Source organism: Serratia sp. NPDC087055 (assembly GCF_044900985.1).
GTDB lineage: Bacteria > Pseudomonadota > Gammaproteobacteria > Enterobacterales > Enterobacteriaceae > Serratia.
Genome location: NZ_JBJDOG010000001.1, coordinates 999,414 through 1,013,310, shown reverse-complemented (window position 1 = coordinate 1,013,310; position 13,897 = coordinate 999,414). Strand labels below are relative to the sequence as shown.

Sequence of the window (13,897 nt, the reverse complement as noted above, 5' to 3'; positions counted from 1 at the left end):
CGAGAATCGTCATTAACACCTATTTTGTTTTTATTTAATTGGCACCACTTATTTGTTTTTCATTTTAGAAGAGGAGTTAATAATGAAGCGTTCTCTTATCGTACTCGCACTTCTGACCCTTATTCCCGCAACCTTACAGGCCGCCACAGGCTCCAGCCACCCTGTAGCCTCAGGCACCATTCGCTTTGTCGGCGAAATCACGTCGCCAGCCTGTAACATTAAACAGAGAAATGAAGAACTCGTTTCCAATTGCTTCGGCACAGGTTCAACAAACGGCAACGGCATTGTCACAACGTCATTAAACAATATGCCATCTGAATTGGTTTCTAATGTAACCACCGAATCAGTAAATAATGACCATCGATTAAAGAACATCACGATAAGCTACAAGTAACTCGTAGTGATGTTTATTGTTAACACTGTTTTAACTGATAAAATAATATTTGTATTTTATAAATTTATTTTATCACTTCGCACCCTGAACTATGCTCTGTTCACATCATTACGTTGGAATGGGCAACCCCCGGTTGCCCATCTTCATGTCCGAAATCCGCCATCGCTCCGCTGCATTTCATGTAATAATCTGCCCATCAAACGAGAGGAGTGATCAAAATGCAGACTTTTTTTATTGACCGTATGGCGACGCCAGTGGGCGAGCTGGTTTTGATTGCCGATGAGCAGGACCGCTTGCGCGCTATCGACTGGACCGAACACCAAGTTCGCCTGATGAAGCTGCTGAACACACATTACCGGGCCGATCGTTTTCAACTGGTAGACAAGCACAATCCTGGCGGCCTGACTGACATCATGCAGCGGTATTTCTCCGGTGAGTTGGACGTGATCAACAGCGTGCCGGTAATGACAGCAGGCACAGAATTCCAGCGCACGGTGTGGCAGCAGCTGCGCCAGATCCCGTGCGGTGAGATCATTACTTATGGAGAATTGGCAAAGCGCATCGGTCGCCCAACGGCCTCACGGGCGGTCGGCATGGCAAACGGCTCTAACCCAATCAGCATCGTGGTGCCTTGTCATCGTGTGATTGGTTCACAAGGTGCCTTGACCGGCTATGCCGGCGGTGTTCAGCGCAAAGCGTGGCTGTTGAAACATGAAGGGTATTTGCAAAACGATCTGCTTTAATCAGCCATTGGCGGGATATCGCAGGAAAAGTGCGATATCCCGGCGCTATTAGCGTGGGACGTAATCCGGCGGTGCCCCGCGATCCGTTGGCGGTGGGTAATAGTCCGGCGGAACCGGTGAGGCTTGTTGCATATCCGCGCTGCCGTAGCCATAGGCCACCGGTACTTTATTGCCTTTGGCATACATACATTGGCTGTAGACCGTATCGTAGCGATCTTGCAAATCTCCAGAACTCTCCGACGCGCTGCCGCTGGCCATTGAACTGCCTACCAATAATCCACCGCCGGCACCAATAAGCGCCCCTGGCCCCGCATTACCCGATGCCGCACCGATTAATGCCCCCGCGGCCGCACCCACCAGCGTACCCGCTGCGGCAGTACCCGCCGCATTATTAGACGCGCTCTGGGCACCGCCATTCACGCTATTTTGCGCATAGCCGCGGCACATCGCCTCATCGCGATTAAATTGTTCATAGCTTTTGCCGGTGCCCGGTAAAGCCATCACATCTGGGCCGGTCGGCGGCGAAACGCAACCACACAGCCCGGTAGCCAAAGCCAGTAACGTAAAAACAGGAAATAATTTCATCACTGATCCGCCTTAGAGTCACCGAGATGTCGGGCCATCTGTTACCACTTTCATCCAACCGTCAGGGCAACGTGCTACTTGCGGGTAATAGCCCGCGGGACGTCGGCAGTAGTACGCGTAATTGGGTGCCTTTTCTATGTAGTTCTGTGGCGGCGGCGGTGCTACATACACCACCGGCGGTGGCGCATAATAAACCGGAGGGGGTCCCCAAGGGATACCTATCACCACATTGGGACCGTAGTACCCGTGGCCATAGTATCCGTGGCCATAATAACCATGACCGTAATAGCCATGCCCATAGTAGCCGTGTGCAAACGAGGCAGCGCTGGCCGACATTAATGCTCCGGCCGCCAGCATCAATAACATGACCTTTTTCATCATTCACTCCTGAATCTGATTGTCACCACACCCATAGTGAGCAAGATAACGCCACGGTGCGTTTTATCTGCGGCAACGATTGGGATGAATGCGATCGGTTTTCGCCAGTAAATGTGTACAAATATTGACTTGATACGGCGGAAAGCACCTTGGATGAGCAGGGTTAAATATTGCTTACCTAAAAATCCGCTGTATGGGCCTGACTTTCTCTTTCACCTGCGGTCACCAGCGCATCGGCAATCTGCCGGTGTAAGTAACAAATAAATCAAAACATTTCAGGTAACTACAGAATAATCGGCGGCATGGTCGCGTGAAATTCGCACAGAATGCCCCCGTTCTTATTAATGCCACCCTTATCACCTGCCGGAAAAGATGTTAAAATTGACGCATATCAATTATTGAATGAGCGTAATCTATGATCCCGGAAAAACGCGTGATTCGTCGTATCCAGTCTGGTGGTTGTGCGATCCATTGTCAGGATTGCAGTATCAGCCAGCTGTGTATTCCTTTTACTCTTAATGCCCATGAGCTAGACCAGCTCGACAACATTATCGAAAGGAAAAAGCCTATCCAGAAGGGCCAGACCCTGTTCAAGGCCGGCGATGAACTGAAATCGCTGTACGCTATCCGCTCCGGGACAATCAAGAGCTACACCATCACCGAACAAGGTGATGAGCAAATCACCGGCTTCCATCTGGCGGGCGATCTGGTGGGTTTTGATGCCATTGGCGGATTAAAACACCCGAGCTTTGCTCAGGCGTTGGAAACGTCCATGGTGTGTGAGATCCCTTTCGAAACGCTGGATGATCTCTCGGGTAAAATGCCGAATCTTCGCCAACAAATCATGCGTCTGATGAGCGGCGAGATCAAAGGCGATCAAGACATGATCCTGCTGCTGTCGAAGAAAAATGCCGAAGAACGCCTGGCGGCGTTTGTCTACAACCTGTCACGTCGTTTTGCTGAACGCGGCTTCTCACCACGCGAGTTCCGCCTGACCATGACCCGTGGCGATATCGGCAACTACCTTGGCCTGACGGTAGAAACCATCAGCCGCCTGCTTGGCCGCTTCCAGAAAAGCGAGATCCTGAGCGTTAAAGGCAAATACATTACCATCGAAAACGTCGACGCCCTGTCGGTGCTGGCCGGTACGCCACGTATTAACGTGGCCGTAAACGCCTGATCCTATGCTGGGTTAGTAATTCCACAGAATTATTGACCCAGCACAACCTCTGCTGCTGTTCTGTTTTTCAATGTTGGGTTACTCTGTAAATTGACAGACTGTTGATTTTCAGCTGTAAGGAGGCCCTATGGCGAAGTATCAGAATCTTCTGGTGGCTATTGACCCCAATCAGGATGACCAGCCGGCATTGCGTCGCGCGGTGTACCTGATAAAACGCAATGGCGGGCGCATTAAGGCCTTCCTGCCTATTTACGACTTCTCATACGAGATGACGACCCTGCTCTCTCCAGACGAAAGAACGGCGATGCGGCAAGGCGTTATTAGCCAACGTGCCGCATGGATCAACGAGCAATGCCGTTTTTACCTCGACGAAGGCGTTCCTATTGAAATCAAAGTGGTCTGGCATAACCGCCCTTATGAGGCGATTATTCAGGAGGTGATCGCCGGCAAGCACGATTTGCTGCTGAAAATGGCGCACCAACATGACCGCCTCGAATCCGTCATTTTCACCCCAACCGACTGGCATCTTTTACGCAAATGCCCTTGTCCAGTGTGGATGGTTAAAGATCAACCCTGGCAGGACGGCAGCAAAGCCGTGGTTGCCGTCAACCTGGCCAGTGAAGAGCCCTACCACGATCCGTTGAACATCAAGCTCGTCCAAGAAACGGTTGAGCTGGCGCACAATGTTAACCAAACGGAAGTTCATCTGGTCGGCGCCTACCCGGTTACCCCGATCAATATCGCCATTGAATTGCCCGATTTTGACCCCAGTGTTTATAACGACGCCATCCGTGGGCAACATCTGATCGCCATGAAGGCGCTAAGACAAAAGTTCTGCATTAACGAAGAATTTACCCACGTTGAAAAAGGCCTGCCTGAAGAGGTCATTCCCGATTTAGCGGAACATTTACAGGCGGGTGTGGTGGTGTTGGGTACGCTAGGCCGTACCGGCATTTCTGCAGCCTTTATCGGTAACACGGCAGAACACGTGATCGATCATCTAAAATGCGATCTGTTGGTCATTAAACCGGATAACTTCAATTGCCCGATCGAAGCTGACGAAGACGACGAGCACGACGACGAAGATTGATGTTTGCCGCATAAAAAAACGGGCCTGATAGGCCCGTTTTTATTTGCTTCCGTTACGCCTGCAGCGCACGCAGTATCGCTTCCACACTCTCTTTGGCATCGCCAAACAGCATTTGAGTGTTCTCTTTAAAGAACAGCGGGTTCTGCACGCCGGCATAGCCGGTGTTCATTGAACGTTTAAAGGCGATGACGTTCTGCGCTTTCCACACTTCAAGCACTGGCATACCGGCAATTGGGCTGCGCGGATCTTCCAGCGCGGCTGGGTTCACCGTGTCATTAGCCCCGATCACCAACACGGTATCGGTATCGGCGAAATCGTCGTTGATTTCGTCCATCTCCAGCACCACGTCGTACGGCACCTTGGCTTCCGCCAACAGCACATTCATGTGCCCCGGCAAGCGCCCAGCGACGGGATGAATACCGAAGCGCACCTTGACACCACGTGCACGCAGTTTCTCGGTAATCTCCGCCACCGGGTATTGTGCCTGCGCGACAGCCATACCGTAGCCTGGGGTGATGATCACCGACGTTGAGTTCTTCAACTGCTCGGCCACGTCTTCCGCCGTGGTTTCGCGATACTCGCCCATTTCTTCCGCATTACCGGTCGACGAGCCGTCAGTCCCGAAACCACCGGCAATCACGCTGATAAACGAACGGTTCATCGCCTTGCACATAATGTAAGACAGAATGGCCCCTGAAGACCCCACCAACGCACCGGTCACGATCAGCAGATCGTTGCTCAGCATGAAGCCCGCCGCCGCCGCCGCCCAGCCAGAATAGGAGTTGAGCATCGACACCACCACGGGCATATCGGCACCGCCGATGGAAGCCACCAGATGCCAGCCAAACGCCAGTGCAATGGCAGTCATCAGCACCAATGCCACAGCCTGCCAGCCCACGCTGTCGGCACGAACGAACACCACCAGCAACAGGAAGGATACGACCAGTGCAGCCAGGTTCATTTTATGACGATTTGGCAGCGCCAGCGGTTTGGACGAGATAATGCCGCGCAGTTTACCGAACGCGACAATCGAACCGGTGAAGGTCACCGCACCGATAAAGATCCCGAGGAAGACTTCGGTCAGATGGATATTTTCCATCACCGGCTCCATCGGTGCGCCGTGATCCAGGTAGCTATTTAAACCCACCAGCACCGCCGCCAGGCCAACAAAGCTATGCAACACTGCCACCAACTCTGGCATTTCGGTCATTTCGACCTTTTTCGCCAGATAGACACCGATAGAGCCACCGATAATCATCGCAATGATTATCCAGCCTACGTTGCCGGAATCCGGCCCGAGGATGGTGGCGATCAGCGCAATGGCCATCCCGGCAACGCCGAACAGGTTGCCCCGTTTCGACGTTTCATGGCGCGACAGGCCTGCCAGACTGCAAATAAACAAAATAGCGGCAACAATGTATGCAGCTGTAACTAATCCTCCAGACATGTGTTACCCCTTAGTTCTTGCGGAACATCTTCAGCATGCGCTGAGTGACGGTGAATCCACCAAAAATATTGATGCTGGCGATCAGTACGGCGATAAAGGAGAGGAAACTCACCCAGCCACCGTGACCAATCTGTAATAACGCACCGACCACGATAATCCCTGAGATCGCATTGGTGACCGACATCAACGGGGTATGCAATGCATGGCTGACGTTCCACACCACGTAGTAACCCACCACGCAGGCCAGCGCAAACACGGTAAAGTGAGACAGGAACTCTTTCGGTGCGGCGTCAGCCAACCAGCCAAACAGAATAATCGCCAGCGCCATCAGGCCGTACTTCAGCCAAGGTGAAACCGGTTTTTCCACTGGTTTGGCGATCGGGGCCGCTGCCTGTGCCTGTTTAGGCTGGGCGGAGACCTGGATTGGCGGGGCCGGCCAGGTGACTTCGCCACTGCGCACCACGGTAACGCCGCGGATAACGGTATCGTCGAAGTCGACATCGATTTCACCGTTTTTCTCTTTCGACAGCAGCTTCAGCAGGTTGACCAGGTTGGTGCCATAAAGCTGTGAGGATTGGGTCGGCAGGCGGCTTGGCAGATCGGTATAACCTATGATTTTCACGCCGTTGTCAGTCACGGTGACGCGATCGGCGACGGTTAGCTCACAGTTACCGCCGTTTTGCGCAGCCAGATCGACAATCACGCTGCCTGGCTTCATCGACGCCACCATCTCTTTGGTGATCAACTTCGGCGCAGGTTTACCTGGGATCAAGGCGGTGGTCACAATAATGTCGACCTCGGCTGCCTGTGCAGCAAACAAGGCCATCTCGGCCTTGATGAAGGCCTCGGACATCACTTTGGCATAGCCGTCGCCACTGCCCGCTTCTTCCTCAAAATCTAACTCGAGGAATTCCGCGCCCATGCTCTGCACTTGCTCTTTTACTTCCGGACGGGTATCAAAGGCGCGAACAATCGCCCCCAGACTACCTGCCGCGCCAATGGCCGCCAGACCCGCTACGCCAGCACCGATGATCATCACCTTGGCCGGTGGAACCTTACCGGCAGCGGTAATCTGGCCGGTGAAGAAGCGGCCAAATTCGTGTGCGGCTTCAACAATTGCCCGGTAGCCTGCGATATTGGCCATTGAGCTTAATGCATCCATAGATTGCGCACGTGAGATACGCGGTACCGAATCCATCGCCATCGCTGTGACATTGCGTGCAGCCAGCTTCGCGATCAATTCAGGATTTTGCGCTGGCCAAATAAAGCTGACCAGGGTGCTGCCCTCACGCATTAACGCGATTTCGTCCTCAAGCGGCGCGTTAACTTTCAAAATCAGATCTGACTGCCAGACATCGGCAGTATCGGTAATCGTCGCCCCTGCCGCTTCATAAGCGACATCGTCAAAGCTTGCCAGTTTACCCGCCCCGCTTTCGATCGCGACGGTAAAGCCCAGCTTCAGCAGTTGTTCCACCGTTTTCGGCGTTGCTGCAACCCGAGCTTCATTGGCCAACCGTTCTCTTGGTACACCAATACGCATAATGTTCCCTTCTCACCTGTCTTTGATGATGTTTATTATCTTCTACCCCATAGCGATGGCGCCGGCTGACAGGTTTTTTCTTAACCTTGTCGGCAGCAAATTAAGGCGTCATCTATAACCTACTGAAAATATGATCGATGATCCATAATTGCTTACGTATTCAGGTCTGTTTTTACATAAAAATCTGGGCAACGTTATGACAAATCGCAATTTAAAGTTAAAAAGCCCGCTGGAATGCCGTTTTAACGGGCACATTGTGATTGTCTTTCACTGGATGACATCTGGCATCACGCGGCTGGAACGCATGAAAGTTATAAAATTGTGAATAATTAACACTTATGACATCAAAGGCTTTATTATTGAAACTTATGGTGATTCTGCACAAAATAATCGGCACTCGCCTTTGTGGGATTTGTCTCATGGGATGACATAAAATGCTGAGACACTGGTCGAGATTACATGTAATAATCGGCGGCTGAATTACACCTAAACAGTTCAGCACGTTATAAACGTTAATGCGCTAGGCGAAAGGATTTTTTATGAAGCTGAAGAACACGATCATCGCATCAGCCTTGTTATCACTCACTGCCCTGTCTGCTCATGCAGCGCAAGAGTTAACTCCTGAAAAAGCAGCGGCGTTGAAGCCGTTTGATCGCATCACGATTACCGGCCGCTTTAATGCCATCAATGAAGCCGTTGATGCCGTTTCTCGCCGTGCAGACAAGCTGGGTGCAGACGCCTTCTACATTCAGGATAGCAATAACAGCAACAATGGCGGCAACTGGCGCGTCACCGCAGACCTTTATCATAAAGATGCGCCAGAAGTGAGCAAAGAGCCAAAATACCGCGTTATTAATGGCGTCACTGAACTGCCGAAAGAGCAAGCCTTCCTGCTGGAGCCTTACGATACGGTAAGCGTCAGCGGCTTCTACCGCAGCCAGCCAGACATCAACGATGCCATCACCAAAGAAGCGAAAAAGAAAGGCGCAGCCTCCTTCTTTATCGTGCGCCAGGTTGATGCCAACCAGGGGGGCAACCAGTTCATCACGGCTTACATTTACAAAGCCGATGCTCCTAAGCGTGTTGTTCAGAGCCCGGATGCGATCCCTGCCGACTCTGATGCCGGTAGAGCCGCGTTAGCTGCCGGTGGTGCTGCTGCTGCCAAGGTTGAAATCCCGGGCGTGGCATCTTCAGGTTCGCCAAGCCGCGACGTAGGCCGTTTCTTCGAGACGCAGTCTTCTACCGGTCAACGTTATACCGTCACGCTGCCAAATGGCACCAAGATCCAGGAAGTGAACAACGTGACTGCTGCGCAGATGGTGCCGTTTGATTCTGTGACCTTCACTGGCCACTTCAACAGCATGACTGACGTCTCCACCGAAGTGGCGAAACGTGCAGCCGAGAAAGGCGCCAAGTACTATCACGTGACCCGTCAGTGGCAGAACAAGAGCGGCGGCAACCTGACCGTCAGCGCCGACTTGTTCAAATAAGTTCCACTTTAAGGTTTACCATCGGGCAGCCATTGAGCTGCCCGTTTTTTTGTTGCATATCCCCTCACTCAATTGAATAGTTTTTTGTAAATTTCGCATATTCAATCATTGCATCCACGCCGATCCATCCGTAAAATTTGCGCCAATTTTTAGGGCTATTGTCTATTTGTTCAGTAATTGCCATTACGTTGTTACTGCCAAGCAGTTCCCTCCCAGTTGTTTATTCTGCGTTCAGGATCCGTCATTGGAAAAAAAACTAGGTCTTACCGCGTTAACGGCATTGGTACTCAGCTCAATGCTGGGCGCCGGCGTTTTCAGCCTGCCGCAAAACATGGCGCAGGTCGCCAGCCCTGCCGCGCTGTTGCTGGGTTGGGCGATTACCGGCGTGGGCATCCTGTTCCTGGCTTTTGCGATGCTGTTACTTACCCGCTTACGGCCTGATCTGGACGGCGGTATCTTCACCTATGCGAAAGAAGGTTTCGGTGAGCTGGTGGGTTTCTGTTCTGCCTGGGGTTACTGGCTATGTGCGGTGATTGCCAACGTTTCTTATCTGGTGATCGTATTCGCTGCACTGAGTTTATTCACCGATCGCGGCGGCGAGGTCATTCTGGGTGACGGTAATACCTGGCAGGCACTGTTGGCCGAGTCTGTGCTGCTGTGGATCGTGCATGCATTGGTGTTACGCGGCGTACAAACGGCCGCCAGCATCAATCTGGTCGCAACGTTGGCCAAGTTGTTGCCCCTGGGAATGTTCGCCGTCTTGGCGGCGATAGCGTTCAACATGGATGTGTTTACCCTGGATTTCCACGGTGTCGCGCTGGGTAAACCCGTGTGGGAACAAGTAAAAAACACCATGCTGATTACCCTGTGGGTATTTATCGGGGTAGAAGGTGCCGTGGTGGTTTCGGCGCGGGCACGTCATAAAAAGGATGTCGGCCGTGCCACCATGCTCGCGGTGATTTCTGCGCTGGCCGTGTATTTGCTGGTCACGCTGCTATCCTTGGGTGTTGTGCCACGCAGTGAATTAGCCGAGATGCGCAACCCGTCCATGGCCGTGCTGATGGTTGATTTGATTGGTCCCTGGGGTGATGTGATCATCGCTGCCGGATTGATCGTGTCAGTCTGTGGCGCCTACCTGAGCTGGACAATCATGGCCGCCGAAGTGCCGCTTCTGGCCGCACAACATGGTGCCTTCCCCAAAATATTCCGTAAGCAAAATAAGAATCACGCGCCGTCAGCGTCCCTTTGGCTGACCAACATTGCGGTACAGTTCGCTCTGGTGTTGATTTGGCTCACAGGCAGCAACTACAACTCCTTGCTGACTATCGCGTCAGAAATGATTCTGGTGCCCTATTTCCTGGTCGGCGCCTTCCTGTTCAAAGTGGCAATCCGTCGTCAGGATAAACGCCTGATGTTCGCTGCGACAGGTGCCTGCTTGTATGGGATTTGGCTGCTTTACGCATCAGGATTGATGCACTTGCTGATGTCGGTTCTGTTATATGCACCAGGGTTATTGGTATTCATCTATGCCAGACGTGGGCATGATGACGTCAAGCTGCTGAATCAACTGGAAAAAGGCAGTATTCTACTCTTGCTGGTGGCAACGGTGCCGGCGGGCTGGTTTATGCTGCAATAAGTCGTGTATGACCGGGTGGGACCACCCGGTTAATTACCTTGGGAGATGCGCAGACTGATCGTCATGCGTTCTTCAACCTGAGAAATGATAACGCCCTCGACACACTCTTGTTGAATGGTCGCCAATTGCTGCGTATCCAATGCATACGGCAATTTAATCTCAAATACCGCCAAGCCCTGCTGCTGAGCCAGATCTATCAGGCGTACAATATTGGCTTCGTCGCTGACCTGGGTGGACACGACCTGCAACGCCAACGCCTTCAAATGCTCTTTCCGCGTTTGTGTGGCACTTGCCTGAGACTTCAATACCATGCCAAAAAATGGCATCACACCGTAGATTGCATCAACAAATCGCCAGTGCTTCTTGCACGATGCAGACAGAAATTCCATGTAATCAAAGCAGATTTTTTCACTGCGGGCGACGGGTGCAAGGTGACTGCTGTTCATCCCTTCCTCTCATTGCCTGGGTATTACATCCTGAAATGGATAATCGATGCGAAGCTTTAACGAATTTCCGCCGTATAATGGCATAATTCCCCTATTGTTTGCCAGTCTGTCCAGGAGCTTTAATCAATGGAACATCACAACTCAGCCCCGGTGCTGATAACAGGCGGCGCACGCCGGATTGGTCTGGCACTGGCCAAGTCATTCTTGCAACGCGATATTCCCGTTATCATTGCCTATCGCAGTGACTACCCGGCGTTGAACGAGCTGAAAGGACTGGGGGCAATCTGCATTCAGGGGGATTTTTCAACGCACGACGGTATCTACCTTTTTGCCGAGCAAGTCCGTCTAATCGCGCCTAAACTGCGTGCCGTGATCCACAACGCCAGTGCCTGGCAGGCAGAGTCGCCAGAAGTGCCGCCAGAGCAAGTCATGGCAGCGATGTTGCAAATTCACGTTTACACGCCTTATTTACTGAATCAATTGCTGGAACCCTGCCTGCTGGGTCAGGGACAAGCCGGGGCGGATATTATCCACCTGACCGACTATGTGGTGGAAAAAGGCAGCGATAAACACATTGCCTATGCGGCCAGTAAGGCTGCATTGGACAACATGACGCGTTCATTTGCCCGCAAGCTGGCACCAGAGGTTAAAGTGAACGCCATCGCGCCGGCGCTGATTATTTTCAATCCAGGCGACGATGAGCCTTATCGTCAGCAGGCACTGGCAAAGTCACTGATGAAAATCGCCCCCGGCGAGAGTGAAGTGGTTAACCTGGTGAACTACTTGCTCAGCAGTCGTTATGTCACAGGCCGTACCCACGGCGTTGATGGCGGACGTCCGCTGCGCTAGCACAAAGATCTGCATGGCGTATCGCGGAACCCCGCGTTATGCTGAACGCCGTTATTCTGATAAAACCGCTGAATATGCATAAAATTGTTTTTGTAGAAGACGATCCTGAAGTCGGCAAGCTGATTGCCGCCTATCTGGGCAAACACGACATTGAAGTGTTGATTGAGCCGCGTGGCGACAGTGCGCAGGCACGCATCGAGCTGGAACAGCCGGATCTGGTCCTACTCGACATTATGTTGCCTGGTAAGGACGGCATGACGCTGTGTCGCGATCTGCGTCCGACCTTCCCTGGCCCGATCGTCCTGCTTACCTCACTCGACAGCGACATGAACCATATCCTCTCCCTGGAAATGGGCGCCAATGATTACATCTTGAAGACCACACCGCCTGCGGTGTTACTGGCTCGGCTGCGACTGCACCTGCGTCAGCACAGTAATCAACCCAAGGAAGAGTCGAGCCAGCCGATCACCCAGCACAATGCGTTGCACTTTGGGCTGTTGTGCATCGACCCGGTCAACCGTCAAGTGACGCTGGGCGAAGAGACCATCACCCTTTCCACCTCAGATTTTGATCTGCTGTGGGAATTAGCCACTCACGCAGGTCAAATCATGGATCGTGAAGCCTTGTTGCAGAACCTGCGCGGCGTGAGCTACGACGGCCTTGATCGCAGTATAGACGTGGCCATTTCGCGCCTGCGTCGCAAACTCTATGACAATACCCTTGAGCCATTCCGCGTAAAAACCGTGCGCAACAAAGGCTACCTGTTCGCTCCGAACGCCTGGGAGTTCGTGCAGCAATGAGAAAGCTCTTTGTCCAATTCTTCCTCTTGCTTTTCGTGTGCTTCCTGGTGATGGCAATGCTGGTTGGGCTGGTGTACAAAGTCACCGCCGAACGCGCCGGTCGCCAGTCGATGGACGATTTGATGAAGAGCTCCCTATACCTGATGCGCAGTGAACTGCGGGAAATTCCACTGAAAGACTGGAATAAAACCATCGCGACGCTGGACTTAAATCTGTCGTTCAAGCTGCACATCGAACCCCTCGGTAAACAGGATCTGAGTGAGGATCTGAAGAAACGGCTTCGTCTTGGGGAGATCATCGCCCTCGACGATCAATACACGTTTATGCAACGCATTCCGCGTAGCCACTACGTGCTGGTTGTCGGTCCCATACCCTATTTGTTCTATCTGCATCAGATGCGGCTGCTGGATTTGGCACTGCTGGTGTTTATAGGCATGTCGCTGGCGTTACCGGTTTTCCTGTGGATGCGACCGCACTGGCAAGATTTGCTCAAGCTTGAAAACGCGGCTCAGCGACTCGGCGCCGGGCATCTTGACGAGCGCACCCATTTTGACCCAACGTCCAGTCTGAACCGGCTGGGGGTGGCGTTTAACCAGATGGCGGATAACGTCAATACCCTGATCGCCAGCAAGAAGCAGTTGATCGACGGTATCGCTCATGAATTGCGCACACCGCTGGTTCGTCTGCGCTACCGACTGGCAATGAGTGAAAACCTGTCAGATAGCGAACAACAAGCTCTGAACCGCGACATCGGCCAGTTGGAGTCGCTGATCGACGAGCTGCTCACCTATGCACGGCTTGACCGTCCGCAGGTCGCACTCAATATAGAACCGCTCGATTTACCCAAGTGGCTGGAAGATAAGGCTGACGATCTGCGCCTAATCCACCCTGAGCGTGAAATAGAGCTGGATATCCCCCATACCGGTGATTTTGGTGGCGTTGATTTGCGGTTGATGGAGCGGGTGCTGGATAATCTGGTAAACAATGCGCTGCGCTATTCCGAACAACGCCTGCGTATCGGCTTGTGGTTTGATGGTGACAACGCCTGTCTCCAGGTAGAAGACGATGGGCCAGGCATTCCGCCGGAAGAACGAGAGCGGGTATTCGAACCCTTTGTCCGTCTGGATCCAAGCCGTGATCGCGCCACGGGTGGCTGTGGGCTGGGGCTGGCCATTGTCCACTCTATTGCTGTCGCCTATCAGGGCCAGGTTTACGTCGATGCCAGTTCTCTCGGCGGCGCTTGCTTCCGCTTCTGTTGGCCGGTCAAACCCAATTTCAATTTAAAAGCAGACCCGGTGTAACCCTGCCTACGCAATTGC

The 13,897-nt window shown here is 52.7% G+C and carries 14 protein-coding genes; 9 read left to right on the top strand and 5 right to left on the bottom strand.

What is annotated here, in order from left to right:
* The first annotated feature begins 82 nt into the window (after positions 1-82).
* Both ACI2J2_RS04875 and ogt read left to right on the top strand, forming a co-directional pair.
* On the top strand, positions 83-394 hold the full coding sequence (locus tag ACI2J2_RS04875) for a hypothetical protein (RefSeq protein WP_404759545.1): 312 nt from the start codon (positions 83-85) through the stop codon (positions 392-394).
* A 218-nt stretch (positions 395-612) separates the two neighbouring features.
* Positions 613-1,137 carry a methylated-DNA--[protein]-cysteine S-methyltransferase gene (ogt, locus tag ACI2J2_RS04870; RefSeq protein WP_404759544.1) on the top strand — a complete coding sequence of 175 codons (525 nt, stop codon included), beginning with the start codon at positions 613-615 and terminating at the stop codon, positions 1,135-1,137.
* 48 nt (positions 1,138-1,185) lie between these two features.
* Here the strand turns inward: ogt and ACI2J2_RS04865 are convergent, their stop codons facing one another.
* Together ACI2J2_RS04865 and ACI2J2_RS04860 are read right to left on the bottom strand one after the other, a co-directional pair.
* A complete protein-coding gene (locus ACI2J2_RS04865; protein ID WP_404759543.1) occupies positions 1,186-1,722 on the bottom strand; it encodes a glycine zipper family protein in 537 nt (178 codons plus the stop codon).
* 18 nt (positions 1,723-1,740) lie between these two features.
* Entirely contained in the window at positions 1,741-2,100 is a 360-nt protein-coding gene (locus ACI2J2_RS04860) for a hypothetical protein (RefSeq protein ID WP_209633674.1), read from the bottom strand.
* Positions 2,101-2,515: 415 nt separating this feature from the next.
* Here ACI2J2_RS04860 and ACI2J2_RS04855 point away from each other — a divergent pair, with 415 nt between their 5' ends.
* Positions 2,516-3,280: an FNR family transcription factor gene (locus ACI2J2_RS04855; protein WP_404759542.1), complete on the top strand. Its 765-nt coding sequence runs from the start codon at positions 2,516-2,518 to the stop codon at positions 3,278-3,280.
* Positions 3,281-3,407: 127 nt separating this feature from the next.
* Positions 3,408-4,370 (top strand): universal stress protein UspE, encoded by a 963-nt coding sequence (uspE, locus tag ACI2J2_RS04850; protein WP_209633676.1) that lies wholly within the window; start codon positions 3,408-3,410, stop codon positions 4,368-4,370.
* Between the two features lie 52 nt (positions 4,371-4,422).
* Here uspE and pntB read toward each other — a convergent pair whose 3' ends face one another.
* Both pntB and pntA read right to left on the bottom strand, forming a co-directional pair.
* The gene (gene pntB / locus ACI2J2_RS04845) at positions 4,423-5,817 is read right to left on the bottom strand and encodes a Re/Si-specific NAD(P)(+) transhydrogenase subunit beta (RefSeq protein WP_209633678.1); all 1,395 of its coding nucleotides are present in this window, start codon (positions 5,815-5,817) and stop codon (positions 4,423-4,425) included.
* 10 nt (positions 5,818-5,827) lie between these two features.
* Positions 5,828-7,357 carry a Re/Si-specific NAD(P)(+) transhydrogenase subunit alpha gene (gene pntA / locus ACI2J2_RS04840; protein ID WP_209633680.1) on the bottom strand — a complete coding sequence of 510 codons (1,530 nt, stop codon included), beginning with the start codon at positions 7,355-7,357 and terminating at the stop codon, positions 5,828-5,830.
* 539 nt (positions 7,358-7,896) lie between these two features.
* On the opposite strand from pntA, the gene ydgH reads away from it, so the two are divergent.
* On the top strand, positions 7,897-8,847 hold the full coding sequence (gene ydgH, locus ACI2J2_RS04835; RefSeq protein WP_209633682.1) for a DUF1471 family protein YdgH: 951 nt from the start codon (positions 7,897-7,899) through the stop codon (positions 8,845-8,847).
* Between the two features lie 244 nt (positions 8,848-9,091).
* Complete coding sequence (locus ACI2J2_RS04830; RefSeq protein ID WP_265553413.1) at positions 9,092-10,483, top strand: amino acid permease; 1,392 nt, start codon at positions 9,092-9,094, stop codon at positions 10,481-10,483.
* Positions 10,484-10,512: 29 nt separating this feature from the next.
* On the opposite strand, the gene ACI2J2_RS04825 is transcribed toward ACI2J2_RS04830, so the two are convergent.
* Positions 10,513-10,929 (bottom strand): hypothetical protein, encoded by a 417-nt coding sequence (locus tag ACI2J2_RS04825; RefSeq protein WP_037415624.1) that lies wholly within the window; start codon positions 10,927-10,929, stop codon positions 10,513-10,515.
* A gap of 126 nt (positions 10,930-11,055) precedes the next feature.
* Between ACI2J2_RS04825 and folM the strand changes: the two genes are divergently transcribed.
* From folM to rstB, 3 genes are all read left to right on the top strand, one after another.
* A complete protein-coding gene (gene folM / locus ACI2J2_RS04820) occupies positions 11,056-11,778 on the top strand; it encodes a dihydromonapterin reductase (RefSeq protein ID WP_209633687.1) in 723 nt (240 codons plus the stop codon).
* 74 nt (positions 11,779-11,852) lie between these two features.
* Positions 11,853-12,578, top strand: a complete 726-nt coding sequence (rstA, locus tag ACI2J2_RS04815; RefSeq protein ID WP_037415986.1) for a two-component system response regulator RstA — start codon at positions 11,853-11,855, stop codon at positions 12,576-12,578.
* Positions 12,575-13,879 (top strand): two-component system sensor histidine kinase RstB, encoded by a 1,305-nt coding sequence (rstB, locus tag ACI2J2_RS04810; protein WP_404759541.1) that lies wholly within the window; start codon positions 12,575-12,577, stop codon positions 13,877-13,879. Before rstA ends, rstB begins: the two co-directional genes overlap by 4 nt.
* Positions 13,880-13,897 lie beyond the last annotated feature (18 nt).